The organism is Candidatus Pantoea rara, assembly GCF_051136265.1.
Classification (GTDB): Bacteria; Pseudomonadota; Gammaproteobacteria; order Enterobacterales; family Enterobacteriaceae; genus Pantoea; species Pantoea rara.
Genome location: NZ_CP194942.1, coordinates 551,311 through 576,378 on the forward strand (window position 1 = coordinate 551,311; position 25,068 = coordinate 576,378).

Annotated in this window: 24 protein-coding genes; 18 read left to right on the forward strand and 6 right to left on the reverse strand. The window is 56.3% G+C overall.

Features of this window, described 5'->3' with window-relative positions:
* Nucleotides 1-356 precede the first annotated feature (356 nt).
* The 3 genes from tamA to ACR8BF_RS02690 are packed head-to-tail and all read left to right on the forward strand — an operon-like array spanning nt 357 to nt 6,192.
* Nucleotides 357-2,072 carry an autotransporter assembly complex protein TamA gene (gene tamA / locus ACR8BF_RS02680; RefSeq protein WP_292989277.1) on the forward strand — a complete coding sequence of 572 codons (1,716 nt, stop codon included), beginning with the start codon at nt 357-359 and terminating at the stop codon, nt 2,070-2,072.
* Nucleotides 2,069-5,836: an autotransporter assembly complex protein TamB gene (tamB, locus tag ACR8BF_RS02685; protein WP_292988057.1), complete on the forward strand. Its 3,768-nt coding sequence runs from the start codon at nt 2,069-2,071 to the stop codon at nt 5,834-5,836. The genes tamA and tamB overlap by 4 nt, the downstream gene beginning before the upstream one ends.
* Before the next feature lie 2 nt (nt 5,837-5,838).
* Nucleotides 5,839-6,192, forward strand: coding sequence for a gamma-glutamylcyclotransferase family protein (locus tag ACR8BF_RS02690; protein WP_179898645.1), 354 nt, complete (start codon nt 5,839-5,841; stop codon nt 6,190-6,192).
* A 59-nt stretch (nt 6,193-6,251) separates the two neighbouring features.
* Here ACR8BF_RS02690 and ppa read toward each other — a convergent pair whose 3' ends face one another.
* The 3 genes from ppa to ACR8BF_RS02705 all read right to left on the reverse strand — a co-directional run bounded on the left by ppa (nt 6,252) and on the right by ACR8BF_RS02705 (nt 7,804).
* Nucleotides 6,252-6,782, reverse strand: a complete 531-nt coding sequence (ppa, locus tag ACR8BF_RS02695) for an inorganic diphosphatase (RefSeq protein ID WP_003855519.1) — start codon at nt 6,780-6,782, stop codon at nt 6,252-6,254.
* A 100-nt stretch (nt 6,783-6,882) separates the two neighbouring features.
* Entirely contained in the window at nt 6,883-7,332 is a 450-nt protein-coding gene (locus ACR8BF_RS02700; RefSeq protein WP_179898644.1) for a DUF441 domain-containing protein, read from the reverse strand.
* Between the two features lie 61 nt (nt 7,333-7,393).
* Nucleotides 7,394-7,804 carry a lysozyme inhibitor LprI family protein gene (locus tag ACR8BF_RS02705; RefSeq protein WP_179898643.1) on the reverse strand — a complete coding sequence of 137 codons (411 nt, stop codon included), beginning with the start codon at nt 7,802-7,804 and terminating at the stop codon, nt 7,394-7,396.
* A 168-nt stretch (nt 7,805-7,972) separates the two neighbouring features.
* On the opposite strand from ACR8BF_RS02705, the gene ACR8BF_RS02710 reads away from it, so the two are divergent.
* The gene (locus ACR8BF_RS02710) at nt 7,973-9,532 is read left to right on the forward strand and encodes a methyl-accepting chemotaxis protein (protein ID WP_313700153.1); all 1,560 of its coding nucleotides are present in this window, start codon (nt 7,973-7,975) and stop codon (nt 9,530-9,532) included.
* Nucleotides 9,533-9,591: 59 nt separating this feature from the next.
* Here the strand turns inward: ACR8BF_RS02710 and fbp are convergent, their stop codons facing one another.
* Nucleotides 9,592-10,599, reverse strand: a complete 1,008-nt coding sequence (fbp, locus tag ACR8BF_RS02715; RefSeq protein WP_179898641.1) for a class 1 fructose-bisphosphatase — start codon at nt 10,597-10,599, stop codon at nt 9,592-9,594.
* 168 nt (nt 10,600-10,767) lie between these two features.
* On the opposite strand from fbp, the gene mpl reads away from it, so the two are divergent.
* Nucleotides 10,768-12,120: a UDP-N-acetylmuramate:L-alanyl-gamma-D-glutamyl-meso-diaminopimelate ligase gene (gene mpl / locus ACR8BF_RS02720; RefSeq protein WP_434745514.1), complete on the forward strand. Its 1,353-nt coding sequence runs from the start codon at nt 10,768-10,770 to the stop codon at nt 12,118-12,120.
* Nucleotides 12,121-12,625: 505 nt separating this feature from the next.
* On the forward strand, nt 12,626-12,931 hold the full coding sequence (locus ACR8BF_RS02725; RefSeq protein ID WP_313700148.1) for an oligogalacturonate-specific porin KdgM family protein: 306 nt from the start codon (nt 12,626-12,628) through the stop codon (nt 12,929-12,931).
* A gap of 40 nt (nt 12,932-12,971) precedes the next feature.
* Here the strand turns inward: ACR8BF_RS02725 and yjgA are convergent, their stop codons facing one another.
* Nucleotides 12,972-13,517, reverse strand: coding sequence for a ribosome biogenesis factor YjgA (gene yjgA / locus ACR8BF_RS02730; RefSeq protein ID WP_179898639.1), 546 nt, complete (start codon nt 13,515-13,517; stop codon nt 12,972-12,974).
* A 114-nt stretch (nt 13,518-13,631) separates the two neighbouring features.
* Between yjgA and pmbA the strand changes: the two genes are divergently transcribed.
* The 11 genes from pmbA to ACR8BF_RS02785 all read left to right on the forward strand — a co-directional run bounded on the left by pmbA (nt 13,632) and on the right by ACR8BF_RS02785 (nt 23,309).
* Nucleotides 13,632-14,972 (forward strand): metalloprotease PmbA, encoded by a 1,341-nt coding sequence (gene pmbA, locus ACR8BF_RS02735; RefSeq protein WP_370463491.1) that lies wholly within the window; start codon nt 13,632-13,634, stop codon nt 14,970-14,972.
* A 62-nt stretch (nt 14,973-15,034) separates the two neighbouring features.
* On the forward strand, nt 15,035-15,421 hold the full coding sequence (gene cybC, locus ACR8BF_RS02740) for a cytochrome b562 (protein ID WP_434745907.1): 387 nt from the start codon (nt 15,035-15,037) through the stop codon (nt 15,419-15,421).
* A 295-nt stretch (nt 15,422-15,716) separates the two neighbouring features.
* Nucleotides 15,717-16,052 (forward strand): glycine dehydrogenase, encoded by a 336-nt coding sequence (locus ACR8BF_RS02745; protein ID WP_179898637.1) that lies wholly within the window; start codon nt 15,717-15,719, stop codon nt 16,050-16,052.
* A gap of 13 nt (nt 16,053-16,065) precedes the next feature.
* Nucleotides 16,066-16,422 carry an SFCGS family glycine-rich protein gene (locus ACR8BF_RS02750; RefSeq protein ID WP_010256477.1) on the forward strand — a complete coding sequence of 119 codons (357 nt, stop codon included), beginning with the start codon at nt 16,066-16,068 and terminating at the stop codon, nt 16,420-16,422.
* Nucleotides 16,423-16,424: 2 nt separating this feature from the next.
* Nucleotides 16,425-16,724 (forward strand): DUF4312 family protein, encoded by a 300-nt coding sequence (locus ACR8BF_RS02755; RefSeq protein WP_179898636.1) that lies wholly within the window; start codon nt 16,425-16,427, stop codon nt 16,722-16,724.
* A gap of 126 nt (nt 16,725-16,850) precedes the next feature.
* Entirely contained in the window at nt 16,851-17,621 is a 771-nt protein-coding gene (locus tag ACR8BF_RS02760; RefSeq protein ID WP_434745515.1) for a DUF4311 domain-containing protein, read from the forward strand.
* An 11-nt stretch (nt 17,622-17,632) separates the two neighbouring features.
* Entirely contained in the window at nt 17,633-18,274 is a 642-nt protein-coding gene (locus tag ACR8BF_RS02765; protein WP_010256482.1) for a DUF4310 family protein, read from the forward strand.
* 44 nt (nt 18,275-18,318) lie between these two features.
* A complete protein-coding gene (locus ACR8BF_RS02770) occupies nt 18,319-19,449 on the forward strand; it encodes an amidohydrolase/deacetylase family metallohydrolase (RefSeq protein ID WP_434745516.1) in 1,131 nt (376 codons plus the stop codon).
* On the forward strand, nt 19,433-20,554 hold the full coding sequence (locus ACR8BF_RS02775) for a DgaE family pyridoxal phosphate-dependent ammonia lyase (protein WP_434745517.1): 1,122 nt from the start codon (nt 19,433-19,435) through the stop codon (nt 20,552-20,554). The genes ACR8BF_RS02770 and ACR8BF_RS02775 overlap by 17 nt, the downstream gene beginning before the upstream one ends.
* The gene (dagF, locus tag ACR8BF_RS02780; protein WP_179898632.1) at nt 20,551-21,294 is read left to right on the forward strand and encodes a 2-dehydro-3-deoxy-phosphogluconate aldolase; all 744 of its coding nucleotides are present in this window, start codon (nt 20,551-20,553) and stop codon (nt 21,292-21,294) included. Before ACR8BF_RS02775 ends, dagF begins: the two co-directional genes overlap by 4 nt.
* 104 nt (nt 21,295-21,398) lie before the next feature.
* Nucleotides 21,399-23,309, forward strand: coding sequence for a BglG family transcription antiterminator (locus tag ACR8BF_RS02785; protein WP_434745518.1), 1,911 nt, complete (start codon nt 21,399-21,401; stop codon nt 23,307-23,309).
* A 5-nt stretch (nt 23,310-23,314) separates the two neighbouring features.
* Here ACR8BF_RS02785 and ACR8BF_RS02790 read toward each other — a convergent pair whose 3' ends face one another.
* Nucleotides 23,315-24,214, reverse strand: coding sequence for a LysR family transcriptional regulator (locus ACR8BF_RS02790; RefSeq protein ID WP_003855535.1), 900 nt, complete (start codon nt 24,212-24,214; stop codon nt 23,315-23,317).
* Between the two features lie 129 nt (nt 24,215-24,343).
* On the opposite strand from ACR8BF_RS02790, the gene ACR8BF_RS02795 reads away from it, so the two are divergent.
* Nucleotides 24,344-25,048 carry a pirin family protein gene (locus tag ACR8BF_RS02795; RefSeq protein WP_003855536.1) on the forward strand — a complete coding sequence of 235 codons (705 nt, stop codon included), beginning with the start codon at nt 24,344-24,346 and terminating at the stop codon, nt 25,046-25,048.
* Nucleotides 25,049-25,068 lie beyond the last annotated feature (20 nt).

Genomic DNA, 25,068 nt, shown 5'->3' on the forward strand with positions numbered 1-25,068 from the left:
TGCCTGTGGTGGCCGATTATAGCAGGAGCGCTCATCGCGCCGCCAGAGGACAAACCGCTGCTTAAGGGAGCATTAGCCGCCAGACCGGTCAGTTACAGACTCGGATTTATCTGAGTGAGTCATATCGGACTGATCATTCCCTCCCGCAGGAGTTGTATCGTTCACCCCATTTACCGACAATAGCCCGGTTATTTGAGTTAGATGCCAGCGATGTGCCGCCGTTTGCCATAAAGTGCGGCTATGATGAGGATATTGCCGTTGCGGTAGTGCGGGCAAAGATGATTAATAAGCGCCCCGCGGACAAGGGGCCGGCATGATTAACAGGAGTACAGGTGCCACGATTTTATGTTTGTTGCATGGCGAGCCTGCTGCTTGCCGCGCCCGCCCTTGAGGCGGCGACCGTGCGATTACAGGTAGATGGCTTAACCGGGGATCTGCAAAAGAATGTCAGAGCGCGCCTCTCCACCATCGGCAACGATGAGGTTTCTAATGATGGCCGTTTTCGCGCACGTGTCTCTGTTGCGATAAAAGAGGGACTGCGTGCACTCGGTTATTACGAGCCAACCATCGATTTTGAATCGCGCCCCGCGCCTGCGAAGGGTGGACGACCGGTGTTACTGGCCCATGTCACGCCTGGTGTACCGGTAAAAATCGGCGGCAGTAACATCGTGGTCGAAGGCGATGCTCGCAACGATCCTGATTACAAAGCCTGGGTGAAGGAGGGACGGCCCAAAGTGGGCACGCAGCTTAACCACGGGCAATATGACAAATTCAAAAGTGGCTTCTCTAATCTTGCGCTGCGTAACGGCTATTTCGACGGCACTTTTAAAAAAAGCCAGCTCGGCGTCTCGGTTGAACGTCATGAAGCGTTCTGGGATATCGACTACGACAGCGGCGAACGCTATCGCTTTGGTGACGTCACTTTCAAGGGATCGCAGATCCGCGAAGCGTACCTGCAAAATCTGGTGCCGTTTAAAGAAGGCGACAACTACAGCTCCCGCGATTTAGCCGAGCTGAACCGCCGCCTCTCCGCGACCGGCTGGTTTAATTCGGTGGTGGTCGCGCCGGAATTCAGCAAGGGGCGACAGACCAAAGTACTGCCGCTGAGCGCAGTCATGTCACCCCGCACTGAAAACACCATTGAAACCGGCGTGGGCTACTCCACAGACGTTGGGCCGCGCCTGAAAGGGACCTGGAAAAAACCGTGGATCAACGACAGCGGCCACAGCCTGACGGCCAGCGCCTACGTTTCCGCGCCGGAACAGCAGGTCGATCTCAGCTACAAAGTGCCGCTGCTGAAAAGTCCGCTTGAGCAGTACTACACCTTCTCCGGCGGCCTGAAGCGCACCGACCTCAACGACACGAAAGCGGACACCACGACACTTGCAATGTCGCGCAACTGGGACAGCAGCAGCGGCTGGCAGAAGGCGGTCAACCTGCGCTGGAGCCTGGATCACTTTACTCAGGGTAGCGTGACCAACACCACTATGCTGCTATACCCTGGCGTCAGCGTAAACCGCACCCGTTCCCGTGGCGGCCTGATGCCGACCTGGGGTGATTCACAGCGCTATTCGGCAGACGTCTCTGATTCCACCTGGGGGTCAGACGTCGACTTCCTGATCCTGCAGGCGCAAAACGTCTGGATCCGTACCCTGGGCGACAATCATCGCTTTGTGGCGCGCGGCAATCTGGGCTGGATCGAAACCAACGACTTCGAAAAAGTGCCGCCGGATCTGCGCTTCTTTGCCGGTGGTGACCGCAGTATTCGTGGTTACAAATACAAAAATATTTCACCGCGCGATGATGACGGCAAACTCACCGGTGCGTCAAAACTCGCCACCGGATCGCTGGAATACCAGTACAACGTCACCGGGAAATGGTGGGGTGCGGTGTTTGTCGACTCGGGCGAAGCGGTTAACGACATCAAACAAAGTAACGTCAAAACCGGTGCGGGCGTCGGCGTGCGCTGGTCTTCACCGGTTGGCCCCATCAAATTTGATATCGCCAGACCCATCGGGGATGACGAAGAGCATGGATTACAATTTTACGTAGGGCTGGGGCCAGAACTATGAAGCTGTGGAAAAAGGTCCTGATCGGCATTCTGATCTTTCTGGTCGTGCTGTTGGGCGGCGTGGCATTTTTAATTGGTACCACGCCTGGGCTGCATTTAGTGCTGAAAGGTGCATCGCGCTGGGTGCCTGGCCTGTCAATCAAACAGGTCGAGGGTGGCTGGCGGAACCTGACCCTTAACGGTCTGCGCTTTGAGATGCCAGGCGTCAGCGTCGATGCCGGGCAAATCCATCTGGCGGTAGATCTCAACTGCCTGCTGCACTCCTCCGTGTGCGTTAACGATGTCTCCCTGCGTGATATCAGCGTAGTGGTCGACAGCAAGAAAATGACGCCTGCCGCGCCCGCGCCGGAAGAGGAGAGTGGTAGCACTAACCTCAGCACGCCATACCCCATCACGCTGCGTCACTTTGGCCTGCACAATATCAATGTCAAAGTTGATGACACCGCAATCTCGCTGCTCGATTTCACCACTGGCCTGCAGTGGCAGGATCGCGCGCTGACGCTGAACCCGACTCACATCCAAAGTCTGCTGGTTGCGCTGCCGAAAGCGGCGAAAGTGGTGAATGACGAGGTGGTCGATCCGAAAGTGCAGCAGCCGCATCCGGACGAGAAACCGCTGGGCGAAACGTTGCAGGCGATGTTTGCACAACCGCTGCTGCCTGCACTGCCCGATTTCCGTCTGCCGCTGGATATTGACGTGCAGCAGGTTCTGGGTGAACAGCTGCGCATTACCGGCGACACGGATATCTCCGTCAGCCGGTTACTGTTAAAAGCCAGAACCGCCGACCGTCAGATGCAACTGACGACGCTGGAAGTGGACTCGAATCTTGGCAACCTGAAGGGTAGCGGTCAGGCGACGCTGGCAGATAACTGGCCGGTCGATTTCTCCCTGAACGGCACGGTCAATACCGATCCGATTAAGGGCGAGAAGCTGGCGCTGAAACTTAATGGCGCGATGCGCGACGAGCTGAAGCTGGGCCTGAATCTTTCAGGTCCGGTGAATGCGCAACTGGATGGGACGACCCAGCTGGCGGTTGCGGGACTGCCGCTGTCACTGCAGCTGACCAGTCCGCAGCTGCGCTGGCCATTAACCGGGCCGATACAGTATCAGGCCGATAACCTGGACTATCAGTTTAAAGGCAAAGCCACCGACTATGTGATGTCACTGCAGACCGCCGTGAAGGGCGAATCTGTGCCACCGGCTACTCTCTCGCTGACGGGTAAAGGCAACGTTGAGCAGTTCAGCCTCGATCGCCTGCGCGTGGCCGCGCTGCAGGGCAATATCGATCTCACTGCGCTGGTGGACTGGAGCAAAGCAATCAGCTGGCGCAGTGAACTGACGCTGGCGGGGATCAATACGGCTAAACAGTACCCCGACTGGCCCGCGCGGCTGGATGGCAAAATCACTACCCGCGGCAGTCTGTATGGTGGCACCTGGCAACTGAGCGTGCCGCAACTTCAGCTGAAAGGAAACGTGAAGCAGAATGCCGTGACGGCTGATGGCTCCCTGACCGGTAACAGCTACAACCAGTGGACAGTGCCGGGCATTCAGCTGGCGCTGGGACGCAACCATCTGGATGTCAAAGGCGCGCTGGGCGACAGTCTGGACCTTGATGCCAGTATTGATGCGCCACAGCTCGACAATGCGCTGCCAGGTCTGGGCGGTGTCGTCAACGGCACCCTTAAAGCGCGTGGCACCCTGAAGGCACCGCAGCTGCTGGCCGATCTCAATGCCCGTGGTCTGCGCTGGCAGCAGATGCAGATTAATCGCGTCACGCTGAATGGCGACGTCCGTTCCGGCGAGCAAGTGGCGGGTAAACTGCAACTGCGTGTCGAGCAGCTGAAGCAGGATGCGCTGAACATCAGTCTGCTAACGCTGAATGCGGACGGCAATGAGCATCAGCATCAGCTGAAGCTTAATGTGCAGGGTAAACCGGTCTCAGGTCAGCTGGCGCTGAACGGCAGCTTTGATCGTCAGGCCGGGCGCTGGAAAGGCTCCCTGAACGATACCCACTTTGATACCCCCGTTGGCGAGTGGCGTCTGACCCGTGCCATGGCCATCGACTATCTCAACAGCAGCCAGACGGCGACCATCGGGCCGCACTGCTGGCAGAACCCCAATGCGCAGCTCTGTGTGCCGGAGCCGGTTGAAGCGGGCCCGGCAGGTCATGCGCATGTGGTGCTGAACCGCTTTGACCTGGCAATGGCCAGGCCATTTATGCCGGAAGCGACCCAGCTCAGCGGCTTGTTCAGCGGCGACGTGCGCGTCAACTGGACCGCAGACGGTGGCCTGCCGACCGGCGCCGTGGCGCTGAAAGGCAACGGCGTGAAAGTGGTGCAGGATGTGCAGGGCAATAGCCTGCCGATCGTTTTCGACACGCTGAACCTTAATGCCGCGCTGCAAAACGGACGCGCTAAGCTCGACTGGCTGATCCGCATCGCCAAAAACGGGCAGCTGGATGGCAACGTGCAGATCGACGATCCACAAAACCGCCGCACGCTGGGCGGTAACGTCAACATCCGCAATATCTCGCTGGCGATGATCAATCCGGCGCTGATGCAGGGCGAGAAGATCAAAGGCAGCCTGAACAGCAGTCTGCGCCTGGGTGGCAGCGTACAGCAGCCGCAGGTGTTTGGTCAGCTTGGCCTGACGGGGGTTGATGTGGATGGCAACTTTATGCCGGTCGATCTCACTGCCGCTAACCTGAACCTGGTGTTCAATGGCATGAGCTCCACGCTGAACGGGCTGGTGCAGACTGCACAGGGCAACATCAACCTCAGCGGTAACGCAGACTGGAGCCAGCTTGATAACTGGCGTGCGCGCATTGCAGCGAAGGGCAGCCGGGTTCGCGTGACCGTGCCGCCGATGGTGCGCATGGATGTCTCGCCAGATCTGGTGTTTGAAGCAACGCCAGCCGCCTTTAACCTGGACGGCAGCGTCGATATTCCCTGGGCACGCATCACGGTGCAGGACGTGCCGGAAAGCGCCACTGGCGTCTCGTCGGATGAGGTGATGCTGGATAAACAGCTGAAGCCGATTGCACCGCAAACTGCCTCGATTCCGATTAACAGTAATCTGGTCATCCACGTCGGCAACGATGTGCGGCTCTCTGCGTTTGGCCTGAAAGCGAAGCTGAATGGCGATCTGAAAATGGTGCAGGATAAGTCAGGACTTGGCTTAAACGGTCAGATCAACATTCCGTCCGGTCGTTTCCACGCTTATGGTCAGGATCTGATCGTGCGTAAAGGCGAGCTGCAATTTGCCGGTCCGCCGGATCAGCCTTACGTTAATCTGGAAGCCATCCGTAACCCGGATGCGACGGAAGATGGCGTCACGGCGGGTCTGCGCGTCACTGGTCTTGCCGATGAACCGAAAGCGGAAGTCTTCTCCGATCCGGCGATGTCGCAACAGGAAGCGCTTTCTTACCTGCTGCGTGGTCAGGGATTGGGCAAAGACGGCGACAGTAACGCACTGACTTCGGCACTTGTTGGCTTAGGGGTTGCACAAAGTGGGCAGGTTGTGGGTAAAATCGGGGAGACCTTCGGTGTCAGCAATCTCGCCGTGGATACTGCCGGTGTTGGCGACAGTCAGCAGGTGCAGGTCAGCGGCTATGTGCTACCGGGTCTGCAGGTAAAATACGGTGTTGGCATATTTGATTCACTGGCGACGTTAACCTTGCGTTACCGCCTGATGCCTAAGCTCTATCTGGAAGCCGTGTCCGGTGTGGATCAGGCTCTCGATTTGCTCTATCAGTTTGAGTTTTAGCAATGCGAATAATTGTCTACGGCAGTTTACGGCGCAAACAGGGAAACAGTCACTGGATGACCAATGCGCAGTGGCTGGGTGATCACCAGATTGACGGCTTTGAGCTTTACAGTCTGGGCCATTATCCCGGCGTCATAGAGGGCAATGGAGCGGTACATTGTGAGGTGTACCGCATTGATGCCTCAACCCTTGCGGAGCTGGATGCGCTTCGCACCAAAGGGGGAGAGTACAAACGTTTTCTGACTCAGACGCCGTTTGGCAGTGCATGGCTTTATGTCTATCAACGCTCAGTGGCAGGACGCCAGCGCATTATGAGTGGTGACTGGCTAAAGCGTGATGAGGAGCCAGAGGCCTGAACAAAAACACCGTCCAGTTGGACGGTGTTTTTTTTTCGACTCACAAACCGGCAGCAGAATTACTTCTTCTGTGCGCGCTCGTAAGAGGAGATGATTTCAGCTTTGGCGGCTTCGGCGTTATCCCAGCCATCCACTTTCACCCATTTGCCTTTTTCCAGATCTTTGTAGTGTTCAAAGAAGTGGGTGATCTGTGCACGCAGCAGTTCTGGCAGGTCGTTCACATCTTTGATGTGATCGTACTCTTTGGACAGCTTGGTGTGCGGAACGGCAACCAGTTTGGCATCTTCGCCAGACTCGTCGGTCATTTTCAGCACGCCAACCGGACGGCAGCGGATCACTGAGCCTGGGACCAGCGGATACGGGGTCGGAACCAGTACGTCAACCGGATCACCATCCAGAGAAAGGGTATGGTTGATGTAACCGTAGTTGCACGGATAGAACATGGCGGTAGACATGAAACGGTCTACAAACAGGGCACCAGACTCTTTATCAACTTCATATTTGATCGGATCAGCGTTCGCTGGGATCTCAATGACAACGTAGATATCTTCTGGCAGGTCTTTACCTGCTGGCACCTGGTTCAAACTCATCTGGCATTCCTTCAGTAGTCGTATGTTGAGTGTCGGCTATTATAGCCAACTGACTCTGAATGTATGCCCCCTTTTTGGCGTTTCGGAATGCGCCCAAACGTTACTTCGCCGCTACCAACAGCGAAACAATGCCTGCGGCAATCAGTGGCCCTACCGGCACGCCCCGGAAGAACGCCACCCCAATCACTGTACCAATCAGCAACCCCCCGATTACCGAAGGCTGCACACTCATAAAGTTCACGCCACGACCGCCGAGCCAGGCCACAAAAATCCCCACCAGAATCGCCACAATCGACTTCCAGTTGGCAAAGGATTTGATCAGAGCGGAGGCGGGCAGTGAGCCGCTGGCCAGCGGAGCCATTACCGCCACGGTAAGAATAATAATGCCTAAGGTAATGCCCTGTTTTTCGACGTAGGGGAAGAACCGGGCCAGCGGGGTTATTTTAATCGCCAGCAGCACCAGAATGGAGATGGTGACCGCATTGTTGTGAACGAAATAACTCAGTACGGCGAGGCCGATCAGAATAAGGGTCGAGGCGTAAGCAGCCATGGTTTCTCCCTGAAGGTTATTGAACGCACTGACTTCCGCCAGTGCAAAAGCCCGTTATCGATCAGCAGTCATCGGGGTTCCCACAACTGCCTGCAGCCCATGACTGCAGCATCAGCGCCTGATTACGCACCAGGCTCAGACTCTGGGCGCTCAGAGCTACGCTACCCAGCGTTCCCTGAGAACTAAACTGACTGCGGCTCGCCTCAAGCCAGCTGTCGCGGTAGCGCAGCCAGGCACGCTGAGCGGCACGAAGTTTGTTTTTCGGTTCGCCGGAGAGTGTTTTCATCAGCTTGCTGTACTGCTTATTCATCTCCTGATCCCAGACCTTGTTTGCCGCCGCGTAGCACTGGTTCATGGCAAGAGTGGTCGAGGCATTATTGAGGCAACGATCAGGCGAGGCGTCTGATGGCATGTCCTCTGCCAGCGCCGATGTGCTGAGGCAGAGCAACATCAGAAACAATCCTGGTTTCATTCTTTTCTCCGGATAACGCAAGGGCGGCGATCAGCTTGATGGATGTTTCTGTGATGATCAAGTTGTTAACACTAATCAGCGTTAAAGTTTCGGACCGTTACTGCCGATAATTTCTCCGCTTTAGGGCCGCTTGAAATTCGCCTTTTCACATATACGGAAACTATCAGGATGAAACAGTTATCACTTCGCACGGGGTTGCTGGCATTGCTGGCATTCATGACACTGCTGCTGTTGGCGGTGAGTTTGATGGGTATCGTGGCAATCAATAAAGGAAATCGCTCGCTGGATGTGATCAACCGCATTCAGGGGATCGAGCTGAACAGTCTGTATAAGAGCAATTCGGATCTGATGCGGGCCCGCGCTAACGCGGCGCTGGCGGTACGTAAAATTGAAATTGGTATGCTGGAAGAGGGCGCGGCAGTCACAAAATTGTCGCAGGCAGATGTGGTGTCATCGCAGAAAAACCTGAAGCGTTTTGTGGACGCCGGAACGGTGACGGCGCACGGCAAAATGCTGGCGGATGCAGTTTCAGCCAGTTATAAAGCCTACCTCGACCAGGGCATCAAACCGATGATGGACGCGCTGGACAAGCAATACACTGACGAATATTACCAGCTGCTGGAAGGCAACCTGGCGACACTGGCGGCCAGTTACGATAAAGCGGTCAATGACTTCAGTCAGCTGGCCGATCAGATCACCCAGGCTCAGCTGGCAGAGGCAGCCTACAACGAAACCAAAATGAAAATCCTGATCGCCGTGGCGGGAGTGTTAACCCTGCTGTTGCTGGTACTCGCCTGGCAACTTCTGCGCCGGATGCTGCTTCAGCCGCTGAACCTGGCGATTGTCCATCTTGAGCAAATCGCGGCGGGCGATCTGTCGCAGGCGCTGCCACCGTCCAGCAACAATGAGCTGGGTCGGCTTAATCATGCCCTGAGCGGGATGCAGCAGTCGTTGCGCACTTCGGTGAATCAGGTGCGCGAAGCGAGTATGCAGATAGACATCGGCAGCCGTGAACTGGCAGCCGGTAACGTCAATCTGTCGCAGCGCACCGAAGAGTCCGCCGCCTCGCTGGAGCAGACAGCGGCCAGCATGGAGCAGCTCACGGCCACGGTGCGCCTTAATGCCACGAATGCTCAGCAGGCGAATCAGCTGGCTAGCGCGGTCTCTGAGACCGCCGATCGCGGCGCTGAGGTGGTCAGCTACGTGATGGAAAAAATGAATGAGATTACCGACAGCGCCAATCGCATCGGCGACATTCTTAGCGTGATTGACGGCATTGCCTTCCAGACCAATATCCTGGCGCTCAACGCTGCCGTGGAAGCGGCGCGAGCAGGTGAGCAGGGCCGTGGCTTTGCGGTAGTGGCAAATGAAGTGCGCACGCTGGCACAGCGCAGTGCTAACGCCGCCAAAGAGATCCGCACACTGATCAGTGATTCGCAGTCGCGGGTCAAAGAGGGCACCGAGATGGCGACGCGCGCCGGGGAAACCATGGATGAGATTTCTGGCGAAGTGATGCGCGTTACGGCACTGATGAAAGAGATCTCAATGGCCTCCGATGAGCAGAGCCGTGGCATTGAGCAGGTCAATCTGGCCGTCACACAAATGGATGCGGCGGCGCAGCAGAACGCCGCGCTGGTGGAACAGGCAACCGCTGCGACTCAGTCGCTGGAAGCACAATCCGACCAGCTTCAGGCAACTATGGCGCAGTTCAGATTACAGACGGCGTAAAAACAAAAGGGGCGCGAAATCGCGCCCCTTTTTATATCTCTTTTTATACCACTACCGGATTAACCCTGGCGGCAATCCGGGAACTCAGCCAGGAAACGCTCAACGTCGTTAACCATTGCCTCATTACCGCAGTAGAACGGGCAACGCTGATGCAGCGTGACCGGTGGAATATCCAGAATACGTTTCTGACCGTCGGTGGCTTTACCCCCCGCCTGCTCGGCCAGGAACGCCATCGGGTTGCACTCATACAGCAGACGCAGCTTACCCTGAGGATGGCTGGCGGTGCTTGGGTAGAGGTAGATGCCGCCTTTCAGCAGGTTACGATGGAAATCCGCAACCAGCGAGCCGATGTAACGTGAGGTATAAGGACGATGCGTTGGCAGATCCTCTTCCTGACAGAACTTCAGATATTTCTTCACACCCTGCGGGAAACGAATGTAGTTACCTTCGTTGATCGAATAGGTGTAACCGGTTGGTGGATAGGTCATACGTTCGTGACTGAGGCAGAACACACCCAGTGACGGATCGTAAGTAAACGCATGCACGCCTGCACCGGTGGTGTAAACCATCATGGTGGATGAGCCGTAGACTACGTAACCTGCCGCAACCTGCTTGTTGCCCGGCTGCATGAAGTCCGCTTCAACCACTGGCGTGCCAGGTTCACTGACGCGATGATAAATAGAGAAAATGGTGCCGACGGAAACGTTAACGTCGATGTTAGAAGAACCATCCAGTGGATCCATTAACACCACGTACTTACCGTTTTCCTCACCTTCAAAGATAACGAACTCGTCTTCTTCCTCAGAAGCGATACCGGCGACGATGCCACGTGCTTTCAGTGCTGCCTTCAGTTTTTCGTTAGCAAACAGATCCAGTTTCATCTGCTGCTCACCCTGAATATTCTCGACGCCGCTGGCACCAAGGATATCCACTAAACCGGCTTTATTGATGTCGCGGTGGATAATTTTGGCACCCAGCTTGATAGCTGAAATCAGCGCCGTCAGTTCACCTGTGGCGTGCGGAAAGTCGTGCTGCTTCTCGACGATAAATTCGCCCAACGTTTTCATAACACATTCCCTGAATCTTCGATGGAGTGGCAGCACGCGTAACAGTCTGCCAACGGATGCGTACGCAGTTTAGCCGAATGAACTTCAAAAACCATAGTCCTAATCCGTTTCTTCCGTCTGCGACCAGCGTTACACTGTGCGCCGAACTTTTGAGTAATGGATCATGTTATGCGCATTCACATCCTCGGGATTTGTGGCACTTTTATGGGCGGTCTGGCGATGCTGGCTCGTTCACTTGGTCATCAGGTGACCGGTTCAGACGCCAACGTTTACCCGCCAATGAGTACCCTGCTCGAACAGCAAGGTATTGAATTAACAGAAGGTTATGATGCCAGTCAACTCGATCCGGAGCCTGACTTAGTCATCATCGGCAATGCGATGACGCGGGGTAACCCTTGTGTGGAAGCGGTGCTGGAACGCAACATTCCTTACCTCTCTGGCCCGCAATGGCTGCACGATTTCGTGCTGCGCGATCACTGGGTGCTGGCCGTGGCCGGAACCCACGGCAAAACCACCACAGCAGGCATGGCAGCGTGGATTCTCGAGGCCTGCGGCCTTGAACCCGGCTTCATTATTGGGGGTGTGCCAGGAAACTTCGATGTCTCGGCAAAATTAGGAAAAAGTCCATTCTTCGTGATTGAAGCGGATGAGTACGACTGCGCGTTTTTCGACAAGCGTTCCAAGTTTGTCCATTACTGCCCACGCACCCTGATCCTCAACAACCTTGAGTTTGATCACGCCGACATCTTTGATGATCTGCGGGCGATCCAGAAGCAGTTCCATCATCTGGTGCGGATCGTGCCGGGGCAGGGCAAGATCATGTTGCCGGAACATGATCCTAACCTCAAACAGGTGATGGCGATGGGTTGCTGGAGCGAACAGGAAAGCGTTGGCGAGCACGGACGCTGGCAGGCGAAGAAGCTGACCAACGATGCGTCTCACTGGGAAATCTGGCTCGACGGCGAAAAAGTCGGGGAAGTGAACTGGTCGCTGGTTGGCGAACACAACATGCATAATGGATTGATGGCGATTGCTGCCGCGCGGCATGTGGGTGTGAAGCCGGAAGATGCTGGCCAGGCACTCAACACCTTTATCAATGCACGTCGCCGGCTGGAGCTGCGTGGCGAGGTTAACAGCATCAAAGTCTATGATGACTTCGCTCACCATCCGACCGCAATTCTGGCGACGCTGGCGGCTCTGCGCAGCAAAGTCGGCGGCAGAGCGCGCATCCTTGCTGTGCTGGAGCCCCGCTCCAACACGATGAAGATGGGTGTCAGTAAAAACGATCTGGCGCCGTCACTGGCGCGTGCGGATGAAGTCTTCCTGTTCCAGCCGCACCATATTCCGTGGCAGGTTTCAGACGTGGCAGAAGCGTGTATTCCGCCAGCGCACTGGAGTGCGGATATCGATACTCTGGTAGAGATGGTGGCGAAAGCCGCGCAACCAGGCGACACGATTCTGGTCATGAGCAACGGCGGGTTTGGTGGCATTCACCAGAAGCTGCTGGACAGGCTGGCCTGATATCAAGGGCGCCCACATCGGGCGCCTTTTTTAAAAAGTTATTCCCTGAATTAATACAGCATATTTTGAGTTCGATCTGTTCACTCTTTTCGTTATTGCCCTGTTTCTCCTGTTAGTGTCTGAAACCGAAAGGCCCCTCATGCTGGTTATTTTTAGCATCATCTCAGTTGCTGCTTAAATAAATTCTGAGGCGTTAAAAGAATCACTTACAGGTTTTAAATGTAAGTTAACGGCAGGTTAATAAAATAAGCCTGGGTAATGCATTGCCCTGATTGCCACTAATAAGGACGTTGTTATGGGAAATAATAAGTCATTACCCTTTTTACCGGGTGCCACGTTGATGTTTAGCGCTACTGCAGCGCTGGCGACGGCCACCGTTGACTATCGGCAACTCCTCGCGCACCGAATGGAACTTTGGTGTGGCACCCTGGTATAAAATTAATGACCGCTGGTCTGTCGGCGGATTATATCGCCTTGAGCTGACGGATTATGCGCATGAGGATCAATGCGCACCGGTGGCATTGATTATTATGATACTGACCGTCATCGTACTGCCAACCGATTTGATCTCTATCTGCGGAATAAAAGCGATCGGCTGACCACCACTTATAAGCTGGTATATAAGCACGCGGATGCGAAACTGTTTGCCAGTAAACATGATGATTACGAACAGGCGTTACAGTTCGATTATGCGACTGGCAACGGTCGCGTCTGGGTGCCATACGTCACCTTTGGCGATATCGGACGGTCTGCCACGGCGAGTCAACGCCAGCTGCGGCTGCGCACCGGTATTCTCTACATCTATCGGTAAATGCTCTGCCGGGAGGCGGGCGAGGCTGCCCGCCATGGCATTACTTCGCTTCGGCCAGTTCGCGCAGGTACTGGAAAATCTGACGGGCAGACTTCGGCGGCTTGCTGCCCGCTTTCTCTTTCTGCGCGTTACGGATCATGCTGCGCAACTGCTGACGATCGGCTTCAGGGTAAAGCGCAATCACGTCGCCCATTGCCTCATCGCCCTGTTCAATCAGACGATCGCGCAGCATTTCCAGTTTATGGAACAGCGCAACCTGCTGGTTATGGCGATTATTGAGCTTATCCAGCGCAACGCGGATCGGCTCCACATCAATACCACGCAGCAGTTTACCGATCAGCTGCAGCTGACGGCGGCGACCCTCTTTTTTGATGCGCTGCGCCAGTTCAACTTCGGTACGCAGGCGCTCATCCAGCGGGATTTTGTCCAGCGAGTTTTTACCCAGATCAACCAGTTCGGCACCCAGGCGCTTTAACTCTTCTGCATCGCGTTTAATTTCACTCTTACTGACCCAGATAATCTCTTCATCTTCTTCTTCGTCATTATCTGGCACATCGTCGAGCCACTCATCGGGCTGTTTGGTCATTTCCGGGCTCCCAAAAAAAAGAGGGTAATCCTACCAGTTTATCGGGTGACTGCGAAATTGTTCTCTGACTCTGATAGACTCAAATCATTCACACATAAGATTATGGGCAGGTCGATGAACGTATCTACTCAGGTTGCAGAACAGCGAAAAGTACTGGAGCAGGCCATTTCTCAGGCACTTGAACTGGCTAAAGCAGGCACTGACAGCGCGGAAGTGGCCGTCAGTAAAACCACCGGCATTGGGGTCAGCACCCGCTATGGCGAAGTGGAAAACGTCGAATTCAACAGCGACGGTGCGCTGGGCATCACCGTTTATCATCAGAATCGTAAAGGCAGCGCCTCATCGACCGACCTCAGCCCGGACGCGATCAAACGTACCGTGCAGGCGGCGATTGATATTGCGCGCTACACCTCGCCCGATCCGTTTGCCGGCCCGGCCGACGCGGAGCTGCTGGCCTATGATGCGCCGGACCTGGATCTTTATCATCCATGGGAGATTGATGCTGACCGCGCCATTGAACTGGCGGCACAGGCGGAACAGGCGTCGCTGCGTGCAGACAAACGGATTACTAACACCGAAGGTGGCAGTTTTAACAGCCACGTCGGCATCAAAGTCTTTGGCAACAGCCACGGTATGTTGCAGAGCTACTGCTCAAGCCGTCACTCGCTCTCCAGCAGCGTCATTGCCGAGCAGGATGGCAACATGGAGCGCGATTACGCCTATACCATTGGCCGCGCGTTTGAAGATCTGAAAAGCCCGGAATGGGTAGGTGCAGAGTGCGCACGCCGCACGCTCTCCCGTCTGGCCCCGCGTAAACTGCCGACCATGAAAGCCCCGGTAATTTTTGCTTCTGAAGTGGCGACCGGCTTATTTGGTCATCTGGTTGGCGCGATCAGCGGTGGCAGCGTGTACCGTAAATCGACCTTCCTGCTGGATTCAATGGGTCAGCAGATTCTGCCGGAGTGGCTTACCATCAATGAACAGCCGCATCTGCTGAAAGGACTGGCCTCTACGCCATTCGACAGCGAAGGCGTGCGGACTCAGGCGCGTGACATCATTAAAGATGGCGTACTGCAGACCTGGCTGTTGACCAGCTATTCAGCCCGTAAACTGGGCCTGACCAGCACAGGCCACGCTGGCGGCATCCATAACTGGCGCATCGCGGGTCAGGGCCACAGCTTTGAGGCGCTGCTGAAGCAGATGGGCACCGGATTAGTGGTGACCGAGCTGATGGGCCAGGGCGTCAGCGCCATTACCGGTGATTACTCACGCGGTGCGGCTGGTTTCTGGGTCGAGAATGGCGTTATTCAGTACCCGGTCAGCGAAGTCACTATCGCCGGAAATCTCAAAGAGATGTGGCGCAACATGGTGACCATTGGTGACGATATTGAAACCCGTAGCAATATCCAGTGCGGTTCCGTGTTACTGCCTGAGATGAAGATAGCGGGACAATAAGATGGATTCCTGAAGCAGCCTGTTGGCTGCTTTTTTTTCATCACAATAAAAAGGAAGTAATGATGCGTAAGCATGTGATTGCAATGTTGTCGGCTTCTCTGTTGTTCTCCAGCGTCAGCCTCTATGCGGCGGATCTGGAGCAGGATATGGACATGCTGAATGCGAACCTGAAAATCGTCAAGAAAAGTGACGATGCGCAGGAGATGCAGCAGGCGTTAACTAAAATGCGTGCCGCGGCGCAGGATGCTAAAAAATCGACGCCAGATAAGCTGGAAGGTCAGCCTGCTGACAGCGCGCAGGTCAAAGATTATCACGCGGGTCTCGACTCACTCATTGCACAGATCGACGTGGTCAGCGCGCTGGCGAAAGCCAACAACGTGGATGGCGCAAAGCGCGAAGCGGCCAAATTTGATGACATCCGCAATACCAACCATAAGAAATTCCGTTAATCAGATCGCCGGTCAGCCTGACCGGCGGTTTTTTACCATCACTTCTGCTTATCACCGCACCCTGAATCTCAACGCGCTGCGCCTGTCGCCGCACAACATCACCACCTGGCACCGATAAATCCCTCATTTTGCGCCTTATGCGACGTATGTCGCACTAAGTGTGCAGCCTGCGATCTGACGCACAACCTTCACGTCAATTTCCACTTGCTGCTGGAAATGTTGACTCTGCACAGCCGGGGCGATGACCGTTAATGTGTTTCTAACGCGAATTATCCGGTTTAACAGGAGTAGCAAGGTGAGCAATAACGGCGTCCCGGTGTATGAAGCGCCACCGGAGAAAGTGCAGCAGCTGGCTGACAGCGTGATGACGCAGATTGCGGCGATCTATCAGCAGCATGGCATTCAGCCCAATGCGGTTCAGCAGCAGATGCTGCAATCGCATGTCGGTGCCATGGCGTCGCGATCGCTGACCGGCGAGCCGCTGCCGGAAGTGGAAGCGGATCTGTTCGAGGATATTCCACCGGAAACGGTCGCGCTGGCACAGCAGGTCGTCGATCTGTTTGGCAATCTCCCCCGCGAAGAGGCCTGGCTGCTGTCAGTGCATATTGAAGTCGCGCGATCAAACAACTAAAGAGGAACACAAGATGGTAACAGTCGTGATTGGTGATCGTTTAGGTAAAGGCCAGAAAGTGGCGGCGGGCATCGAAAAAGCGGGTGGCCGTGCCGTCGTGGTGCCAGGTGTGGCCGCTGACATGAAACTGGGCGACGTGATGAAGGCAGAGAACGCCGATTTCGGCATCTCGTTCTGCGGCAGCGGCGGCGCAGGCGCTATCACCGCGCAGAACAAATATGGCTACAAAGCTAAGCATGGCATGCGCTCTGTCGACGAAGGCGTCACCGCCATTAATGAAGGTGCCACGGTGCTGGGCTTCGGCTTTATGGATAAAGAAGAGTTAGGCGAGCGGCTGGTGCAGGCCTGGAACAAGAAGCACGGCAGCTGATTATGAAAGAACAATACGTTACTCAGGTGACGGTCGAGGGCAAAGGCGACACCAAAGCGAAAGCCTTCGCCGATGCCCTGAGTCGGGTGCAGAACCAGGTTCTGCGCGCAACGCAAAAAATCCTGCTGCGCATTGAACCTCAGGATGTCCGGGTGCTGCGCGCGCAGGAGAGCGTCAAAACCGAGAAGTTTCTCTTCTTCTTTCTGGCGCGCCAGCGGCGGAACTTCAGTGTCACGCTGGAGATCACCGTCAGCGTCACCGTTTTCGACACCGAACAGGTGACGTTCACGGCGGCATCCTAAAACAGAGCCTGTTCATATCAGCCAGCCGTCTGCCCGATTCTCAGCTGTCGCGATCGCGCGGCAGTCAGGCGGGGCAATGGGGCGGCTGAGGCAGGACGGGTAAAAACGACAACAAGGTACAACAACATGTTTTTAATCATTTTGTTTAAGTCGTTGATTATTGGCGGGCTGGTTGGCGTCGGTGCGGGCGCTGCACGCATGTTTCACGCGCCAACCACTCAGGGCATGGGCGCCTTTCGTACACTGGGTGAGCTGAACTCGTGCGAAGGCGATCCGGCCTCCCACTTCTCCTTTGGTCTTGGCTTCTTTTTCAATGCCTGGGCATCGTCTGTCGCCGCCGGTTCATTCACGCAGGATGTGGATCATCGCATCATTCCAAACTGGGGTGCGGCCGCATTGATGGTGAAGAATCGCAATGTGGCTGAGACGCTGCATGACCCGAAAAAAATGGCCATCGCCTGCGGCATCATCGGCATGATCGTGGTCGCCTTCCTCAACTCCACTGCTTCGGCGGTTCCGGCTGCGCTGCAGGTTACGGCGGTCAAAGTGCTGGTGCCCGCCGCAAACCTGCTGGTGAACACGGTGATGCCCGTGATCTTCTGGCTGGCGGCAATTGATGCTGGCAAAAAGTCAGGCTTCTGGGCCACCATTTTTGGCGGTCTGGCGCAGCTGATCATGGGCAATGCTGTGCCTGGACTGGTGCTGGGTATCCTGATCGGTAAAGGCGTGGAAGAGAGCGGCTGGAACCGGGTCACCAAAGTGATGATGACCGCCATCGTGCTGCTGTTTGTGCTGAGCGCCTTCTTCCGGGGTTTTGACATGAAGCTGCTGCAGTCCTTCCAGCTCGGCATTCCCGGCTGGCTCGACATGATCCACAACTCAGTCAGCGGTAAATAAGAGGCGATGCGATGAACGAAAATAAAGGCTTCTGGTACGCCGACTGGTCTTTCCCGATCTTTGTTGGCCTGCTCTCCTCTGGTGTCTTTGCCGGGACCCACATGTACTACCTCTATGGCATTGGCGCGTTTAACGAAGTGGCGTTTGTATCGATGCTGCGTGCAGGCATGGAAACCGGCGTCTACGGCGCGGTCGCCGCCTTTGGTGCCAGCTTCCTGTTCGCCCGCATCATCGAAGGCTCACTGGTGGGCATTCTGGATATCGGCGGGGCAATTCAGACCGGCGTCGGGCTGGGCGTTCCGGCCCTGCTGCTGGGTGCAGGCATCGTCTTTCCGGTGGCGAATTTTGCGGCCTCGCTGGCGACCGGACTGGTGATCGGTGTGGCGATTGGCTACCTGATTATTCTGGCCCGTAAATTCACCATCAATCAGAGCGACTCCACCTACGGCGCAGACGTGATGATGGGGGCGGGTAATGCGTCAGGGCGCTTTCTGGGACCGCTGATCATCCTGTCTGCCATGGCGGCCTCTATTCCGATTGGTCTGGGTTCGCTGCTGGGTGCGCTGCTGTTCTATCTCTGGAACAAGCCGATTACCGGCGGCGCCATCCTCGGTGCGATGATCCTGGGTGCGCTGTTCCCGATTGCTCTCTGAATCTCACCGGCAGCCCGGCAGCGGGCTGCTGTTTAGGAGAAACCATGTACGACTTGATTATCCGCAATGCGCGCCTCAGCGATGAGCAGGTGGTCGACATTGCGTTGCAGAATGGCCGCATCGCCGACGTGGGCAAGGTGCAGGGCAAGGCACAGCGCGAGCGCGATCTGGCTGGCCGCTACTACCTTAGCGCCGGCTGGATCGACTCCCACGTTCACTGCTATCCCAAATCACCGATTTACCATGATGAAGCGGACGCGATTGGCGTGGCGTATGGCGTCACCACGGTGGTCGATGCGGGCAGTACCGGCGCAGAACATATTGATGATTTCTACCAGCTGACGCGCGCGGCGCAGACGCAGGTTTATGCGCTGATTAATATCGCCCGCACCGGCATCGTCACCCAGAATGAGCTGGCCGACATGGCGCAGATCGATGGCAAGGCGGTGCAACAGGCGGTAGCGCGACTGCCCGATTTTATTGTCGGCCTCAAGGCGCGCATCAGCAGCAGCGTGGTCGGTCAGAATGGCGTCCAGCCGCTGATAAAAGCCAAATCGATTCAGCAGGAGAGCGGCGGTCTGCCGCTGATGGTTCACATAGGCAACAATCCGCCCAGTCTCGACGAGATTGCGGATCTGCTCACCACGGGCGACATCATTACGCACTGCTTTAATGGCAAACCCAACCGCATCCTGACGTCACAGGGTGAACTTAAAGCGGCGGTCAAACAGGCTATCGCGCGGGGCGTCAGACTCGATATCGGCCATGGCAGCGCCAGTTTCAGCTTTGAGGTCGCTCGCGCGGCGATTGCGCAGGGCATCCTGCCCGACACCATCAGCTCTGACATCTACTGCCGCAATCGTCTGGCCGGGCCGGTTCACAGCCTGGCGCATGTGATGTCGAAATTCTTCAGCGTCGGCATGACACTGTCGCAGGTGATCGACTGCGTCACGGTTAACGCGGCCGCCGGACTGCGCCTGCTGCGCAAAGGCCAGCTGAAAGTCGGCTACGACGCCGATCTGACTGTTTTTAGCGTGAAAGAAGAAGCCCGGCCCTTCATTGATTCAGAAGGTGAAGAGGTAACCGGTGAGAAGCATCTGGTTCCGCTGGCAGCGGTGGTCGCTGGCACGTGGATCGCGACGGAAGAAGGAATAGCGCATGATCTCGGTTTATGAAAAATATGGCCTGAAGCCAGTCATTAACGCCTCTGGCCGTATGACGATCCTCGGCGTCTCAACGCCATCAAGTGACGTGATCGATACGGTGAAGTATGGCCTCGATCACTACTTCGAAATGAAAGATCTGGTGGATAAGACGGGTGCTTTTATCGCCGGTCTGCTGAAGGTGGAGAATGCGCTGGTGGTCTCCTGCGCCTCAGCCGGTATCGCCCAGTGTGTGGCTGCGGTGATTGTTAAAGACAACGACTGGCTGGTGGACAACCTGCATGCTGCGCCGCTGACCGTTCCGAACCAGATTGTGGTGCCCAAAGGGCACAACGTGAACTATGGCGCGCCGGTCGGCAGCATGGTGGCGCTGGGTGGCGGGCAACTGGTGGAAGCGGGTTACAGCAACGAATGCTCACCTGCCCAACTGGCGGCGGCGATCACGCCACAGACTGCAGCAATCCTCTATGTGAAATCGCATCATTGCGTACAGAAGAGCCATCTTGATGTGGGGCAGGCCGCGGCAGTTGCGCGTGAGCATGGCCTTCCGCTGATCGTCGATGCGGCAGCGGAAGAGGATCTGCAATGCTACTACCAGGTGGGTGCCGATCTGGTGATCTACAGCGGCGCCAAAGCGATTGAAGGGCCGACCAGCGGACTGGTGATTGGCAGACACCATTACGTTGAGTGGGTCAAACGCCAGACCAACGGCATTGGCCGCGCGATGAAAGTGGGCAAAGAGGGGATTCTGGGGCTGACCCAGGCGATTGAAAACTATCTGTCGCAGCCAAAAATCAGCGGCGCGCAGATGGTGGAGAAAATGACGCCGTTTATTGAACAGCTCAACGGCTTAACGGGTGTGACAGCCCGCATCGTATGGGATGCAGCCGGACGCGACATCGCCCGGGCTGAGATCACGTTCGACGAAGCCGTAATCCAGCAACGCACCGGCGATCTGGTGCAGGCGCTGAAAAAGGGCGACGTCGCCATCTACTTCCGTGGCTACAAAGCCAACGAGGGGATCATTGAGGCGGACGTGCGCAGCGTCAGCGCCGATCAACTGCACACTATTTTCACCCGCATTCAGGCCCTGTTAAACGGAGCGAAACACGCATGACGCTGACCCCCAATTTCTATCAGGATCGTCTCTGCCTTAACGTCCTGGCCGGATCTAAAGAGAATGCGCGCGCCATCTGGCAGGCAGCAGAAGGGCATGTGCTGGTTGGCGTGCTGTCAAAAAACTACGCCAGCAACGAAGCCGCGATCAAGGATATGCGCGAGTATGCCGCGCTGATCGATAATGCGCTCTCGGTAGGTCTCGGCGCGGGCGATCCTAATCAATCACAGATGGTGAGTGAGATTTCGGCGGTACTGCAACCGCAGCATGTGAATCAGGTCTTTACCGGCGTCGCCACCAGTCGTGCGTTGCTGGGCCAGTCACAGACGATAGTGAACGGTCTGATTTCGCCCACCGGTCAGCCTGGGCAGGTGAAAATCTCCACCGGACCGCGCAGCGCAAAATGCCAGGATGGGATCGTATCCATCGAAACGGCGATTGCGATGCTGCAGGATATGGGCGGCAGCTCGGTGAAATATTTCCCGATGGGCGGCTTGCAGGCGGTGGATGAGTATCGCGCTGTGGCGGAAGCCTGTGCAAAACAGGATTTCTGGCTGGAACCCACCGGCGGCATCGATCTGGAAAACGTCGGCGAGATCGTGCGCATTGCGCTGGACGCGGGTGTCAGCAAAGTGATCCCGCACGTCTACAGTTCGATCATCGATAAAACCAGCGGAGAGACCCGCATTGACGATGTGAAGCAACTGCTGGCCATCTGTAAAACAGTACTGGCCCGGTGATCGACACGATCGGCCTCTGACAGGCCGATCGCGCAACATGGACGTTGCGTGACGAACGCCGTAGGCTGACGTTCCCACTGGCTATCAGCAAACAGGTAATGCTTGTGAGATTTCCCAATCAGCGCCTTGCGCAACTGTTCGATGCCCTGCAAAACGAAACGCTGCCTCAGGATGAGCTGGCGCGGCGTTTTGCCGTCTCGACACGTACCGTGCGCACCGATATCACGGCGCTGAATGCGCTGCTGGCAGATCATGGCGCGCAGTTTATCCTGAGCCGAGGCGCGGGCTATCAGCTGAAGATAGAAGATGCCCAGCGCTTTCAGCATCTGCAGGAGCATGCCGCGTCGCCATTGCGGGTGCCGCGCACCTCGACGGATCGGGTTCGCTATCTGCTGACCCGCTTTCTCACGGCGGCTTACGCGCTGAAACTTGAAGAGCTGGCGGAAGAATGGTTTGTCAGCCGTGCTACCCTGCAGAACGATATGGCAGAAGTGCGCGAATGGCTGGGGCGCTATCACCTCACCATTGAGAGCAAGCCACATTACGGCATGAAGCTGTTTGGCAGCGAAGTGGCGATCCGGACCTGCCTCACCGACCTGTTATGGCAAATCGATCAGGCGCAGCCAGAAAGTCCGCTGCTGACGATCGAAGCGCTGAACAGCGGCATGCTGGAGACGCTGCGTCCGCTGCTGCAACGCTGTTTTGCACAGCACAACATTCGCCTCAGTGATGAAGGCGAACGCTATCTGCGGCTCTATTGCGCCGTGGCGGTGCGTCGCATCAGCGAAGGGTATCCGCTTAACGATCCAGGGGCCGAAGAGATTGATGATGAAGTGCGGGAAGCGGCACATCAGCTGATCAATCTGATGCGCCCGCTGGTCAGCAAACCGATTTCACCGGCGGAAGAGAGCTGGCTGCGGGTCAACATCGCCGCGCGGCGCATTCAGACGGTCGCCCCCAGCGCCATCAACGCAGATGATGCAGATGCGCTGGTGGATTACCTGCTCAGCTTTATCAACACGCACTACAACTTCACTCTGCAAAACGATCAGCAGCTGCGCGCCGATCTGCTCACCCACATCAAAACCATGATTACCCGGGTGCGCTATCAGATTCACATTCCCAACCCGCTGCTCAGCAACATCAAACAGCACTATCCCATGGCCTATGATGTCACCCTGGCGGCGGTGACCAGCTGGGGGAAATATACGCCTTATGTGATCACCGAGAATGAGATTGGCTTTCTGGTGCTGCACATCGGCGTCGGGCTGGAGCGCCACTATGACGTGGGCTATCAGCGTCATCCGCAGGTGTTACTGGTGTGCGACAGCGGTAACTCTACGCTGCGCATGATTGAAGCGATGCTGCTGCGTAAATATCCACAGTTGCAGGTCACAGCACGTCTGTCACAGCGCGAGTATGAGGAGCGCAGCCGCATCGACGAGGATTTTGTGATCTCCACCATCCGGCTCAGCGAAAAAGAGAAACCGGTGGTGGTGATCTCACCGTTTCCTACCGGTTTTCAGCTGGAGCAGATTGGCAAGCTGGTGCTGGTCGACCGGACGCGGCCCTACATGTTGGCGAAATTTTTTGATGCCCAGCACTTTCATATCGTCGACAAGCCGATGACCCGGTCTGCGCTGTTTCGCCAGCTGAGCGATCAGCTGCAGGAGGAGGGGTTTGTGGATGCGGCGTTTTATCCGTCGGTCGAAGAGCGCGAAGCGATTGTCAGCACCATGCTGGGTGACGGTATTGCGCTGCCCCACTCGCTGGGACTACTGGCAAAGAAAACCGTGGTGTATACCGTACTGGCACCGCACGGCATTCCCTGGGGAGACGATACCGCCTATGTCATCTTCCTGCTGGCGATCAGCAAAAGTGAATATGAAGAGGCGATGGCGATATACGATCTGTTTGTGACGTTCCTGCGTGAAAGGGCAATGACCCGCCTGCGGGACAGCACCGATTTCACCCGCTTCCGTGCGGTGGCGATGGATTGCCTGAGTCGGCCGTAGGCTTTTTAGTTTTTCTTCGCCAGCAGACGGGGAATTTCGCGCAGACACCAGGATTTGGCTTCGCCCATGCTGTCACGCCGCCACGCCATAATAATATCGACCTCGCGGGTATATTCCGGACTCACCACGCGCAGACGGCCTTCCGCAATATCCTGTTCCACCAGTGAATAGGGCATGGTTGCCACGCCCAGCCCGGCCAGCAGCGCACGGCGCTTATCGTCCATGCTGCTCACGGTCAGGCGCTGCTGCTTATCCAGCAACTGTACGGTCAGCACCGGGCGCTCACGCGCGGTATCTGCCACTGCAATGCCACGGTATTTGACCCGCGTCACTTCAGACTGAGGTTCAGGCTCGTTATGGATCGGATGGTCAGCACTGGCGACGTAAACACTCATCATGGTGTAGAGCTTACGGGTATTGATCTCGGTTGAGGCGCGGAAGTGCATATCGGGGGCAATCACGATATCGGCCCGGCCCTGTTCCAGCCGCTCCCACGCGCCCGCCAGTACTTCAGTGACCAGCGAAAATTGCGTATTGGCTTTATCGGCCAGCTTTGTCACCAAGGGGAAAAGTGCATCAATGGGCACCAGCGCTTCGGTGACGATCGTCAGATGGGTTTCCCAGCCACGAGCCAGCGCTTCCGCATCGGTGGTGAGCTTATCAGCCGCTTCCAGCAGTACCCGGCCACGCTCCAGCAGCATGCGTCCCACGTTGGTAAATTTAGTGCGGTGACCAGAGCGGTCAAACAGCACCACATCCAGCTCCTCTTCCAGCTTTTGCATGGTGTAGCTGAGGGCAGAAGGAACGCGCCCCAGTTCATCTGCTGCCGCTGCAAAACTGCCACGTCGATCAATCGCATCCATAACGCGTAAAGATTCAAGGGTTAACGCACGCTCTTTAGCCATCCCGGTTCTCTGTCAGGAAATTTGAACATGCCGGGCAGATTAACTGGCTAACAATCCGGCGTCCAGACTTTTACCATGGGGGTATAAAGTCCGTGGCCGATTCTCGTCACCGGATGCCGGAGGTAAATAATGATAACGACACGCAGTGCGTCGGCATGTGGCCAGGCCGATTTCGGTTGGTTACAGGGCCGATACAGTTTCTCTTTTGGCCACTATTTTGATCCCAAACTGATGGGCTATGCCTCGCTACGTGTGCTGAACCAGGAAGTGCTGGCACCGGGTGCGGCTTTTCAGCCGCGTACCTATCCTCAGGTCGATGTGCTGAACATCGTGCTGCAGGGTGAAGCTGAATACCGGGACAGTGAAGGCAACACCATCAGCGTGCGGGAAGGAGAGGCGCTGCTGCTCTCTGCCCAGCAGGGGGTGAGTTACACCGAAATTAACCTGAGCAAAGATCGTCCACTGACACGTATGCAGCTGTGGCTGTCTGCCTGTCCTGAGCGCGAAAATCCGCGGATGCAGAAGATTGCCCTGACGGAAGGCCGTTTGTCTCAGCTGATCGCCTCGCCGGATGGGATAGATGACAGTCTGCAGTTGCGTCAGCAGGTATGGATTCATCAGGTCGAGCTGGCGCCGGGCGAACAGCATTCGCTGCGGATACAGGGGCCACGAGCCTATCTGCAGTCAATTCATGGTTCGCTGGAGGCGATGTCCGGCACGGATCATCAGGAGAAGCTGGGCTGTGGCGATGGCGCCTTTTTGCAGGAAGAGAAGCTGTTGCAGCTGAAAGCGAAAACCGCGACCCGCGCGCTGGTCATCGATATTCCGGTCTGAGAATCAGGCAATAAAAAAGG

Bases quoted from the DNA above. Each gene is read 5' to 3' on its own strand.
- tamA (WP_292989277.1), top strand. From the start codon at position 357: ATGGCGAGCCTGCTGCTTGCCGCGCCCGCCCTTGAGGCGGCGACCGTG.
- tamB (WP_292988057.1), top strand. From the start codon at position 2,069: ATGAAGCTGTGGAAAAAGGTCCTGATCGGCATTCTGATCTTTCTGGTC.
- ACR8BF_RS02690 (WP_179898645.1), top strand. From the start codon at position 5,839: ATGCGAATAATTGTCTACGGCAGTTTACGGCGCAAACAGGGAAACAGT.
- ppa (WP_003855519.1), bottom strand. From the start codon at position 6,782: ATGAGTTTGAACCAGGTGCCAGCAGGTAAAGACCTGCCAGAAGATATC.
- ACR8BF_RS02700 (WP_179898644.1), bottom strand. From the start codon at position 7,332: ATGGCTGCTTACGCCTCGACCCTTATTCTGATCGGCCTCGCCGTACTG.
- ACR8BF_RS02705 (WP_179898643.1), bottom strand. From the start codon at position 7,804: ATGAAACCAGGATTGTTTCTGATGTTGCTCTGCCTCAGCACATCGGCG.
- ACR8BF_RS02710 (WP_313700153.1), top strand. From the start codon at position 7,973: ATGAAACAGTTATCACTTCGCACGGGGTTGCTGGCATTGCTGGCATTC.
- fbp (WP_179898641.1), bottom strand. From the start codon at position 10,599: ATGAAAACGTTGGGCGAATTTATCGTCGAGAAGCAGCACGACTTTCCG.
- mpl (WP_434745514.1), top strand. From the start codon at position 10,768: ATGCGCATTCACATCCTCGGGATTTGTGGCACTTTTATGGGCGGTCTG.
- ACR8BF_RS02725 (WP_313700148.1), top strand. From the start codon at position 12,626: ATGCGCACCGGTGGCATTGATTATTATGATACTGACCGTCATCGTACT.
- yjgA (WP_179898639.1), bottom strand. From the start codon at position 13,517: ATGACCAAACAGCCCGATGAGTGGCTCGACGATGTGCCAGATAATGAC.
- pmbA (WP_370463491.1), top strand. From the start codon at position 13,632: ATGAACGTATCTACTCAGGTTGCAGAACAGCGAAAAGTACTGGAGCAG.
- cybC (WP_434745907.1), top strand. From the start codon at position 15,035: ATGCGTAAGCATGTGATTGCAATGTTGTCGGCTTCTCTGTTGTTCTCC.
- ACR8BF_RS02750 (WP_010256477.1), top strand. From the start codon at position 16,066: ATGGTAACAGTCGTGATTGGTGATCGTTTAGGTAAAGGCCAGAAAGTG.
- ACR8BF_RS02755 (WP_179898636.1), top strand. From the start codon at position 16,425: ATGAAAGAACAATACGTTACTCAGGTGACGGTCGAGGGCAAAGGCGAC.
- ACR8BF_RS02760 (WP_434745515.1), top strand. From the start codon at position 16,851: ATGTTTTTAATCATTTTGTTTAAGTCGTTGATTATTGGCGGGCTGGTT.
- ACR8BF_RS02765 (WP_010256482.1), top strand. From the start codon at position 17,633: ATGAACGAAAATAAAGGCTTCTGGTACGCCGACTGGTCTTTCCCGATC.
- ACR8BF_RS02770 (WP_434745516.1), top strand. From the start codon at position 18,319: ATGTACGACTTGATTATCCGCAATGCGCGCCTCAGCGATGAGCAGGTG.
- ACR8BF_RS02775 (WP_434745517.1), top strand. From the start codon at position 19,433: ATGATCTCGGTTTATGAAAAATATGGCCTGAAGCCAGTCATTAACGCC.
- dagF (WP_179898632.1), top strand. From the start codon at position 20,551: ATGACGCTGACCCCCAATTTCTATCAGGATCGTCTCTGCCTTAACGTC.
- ACR8BF_RS02790 (WP_003855535.1), bottom strand. From the start codon at position 24,214: ATGGCTAAAGAGCGTGCGTTAACCCTTGAATCTTTACGCGTTATGGAT.
- ACR8BF_RS02795 (WP_003855536.1), top strand. From the start codon at position 24,344: ATGATAACGACACGCAGTGCGTCGGCATGTGGCCAGGCCGATTTCGGT.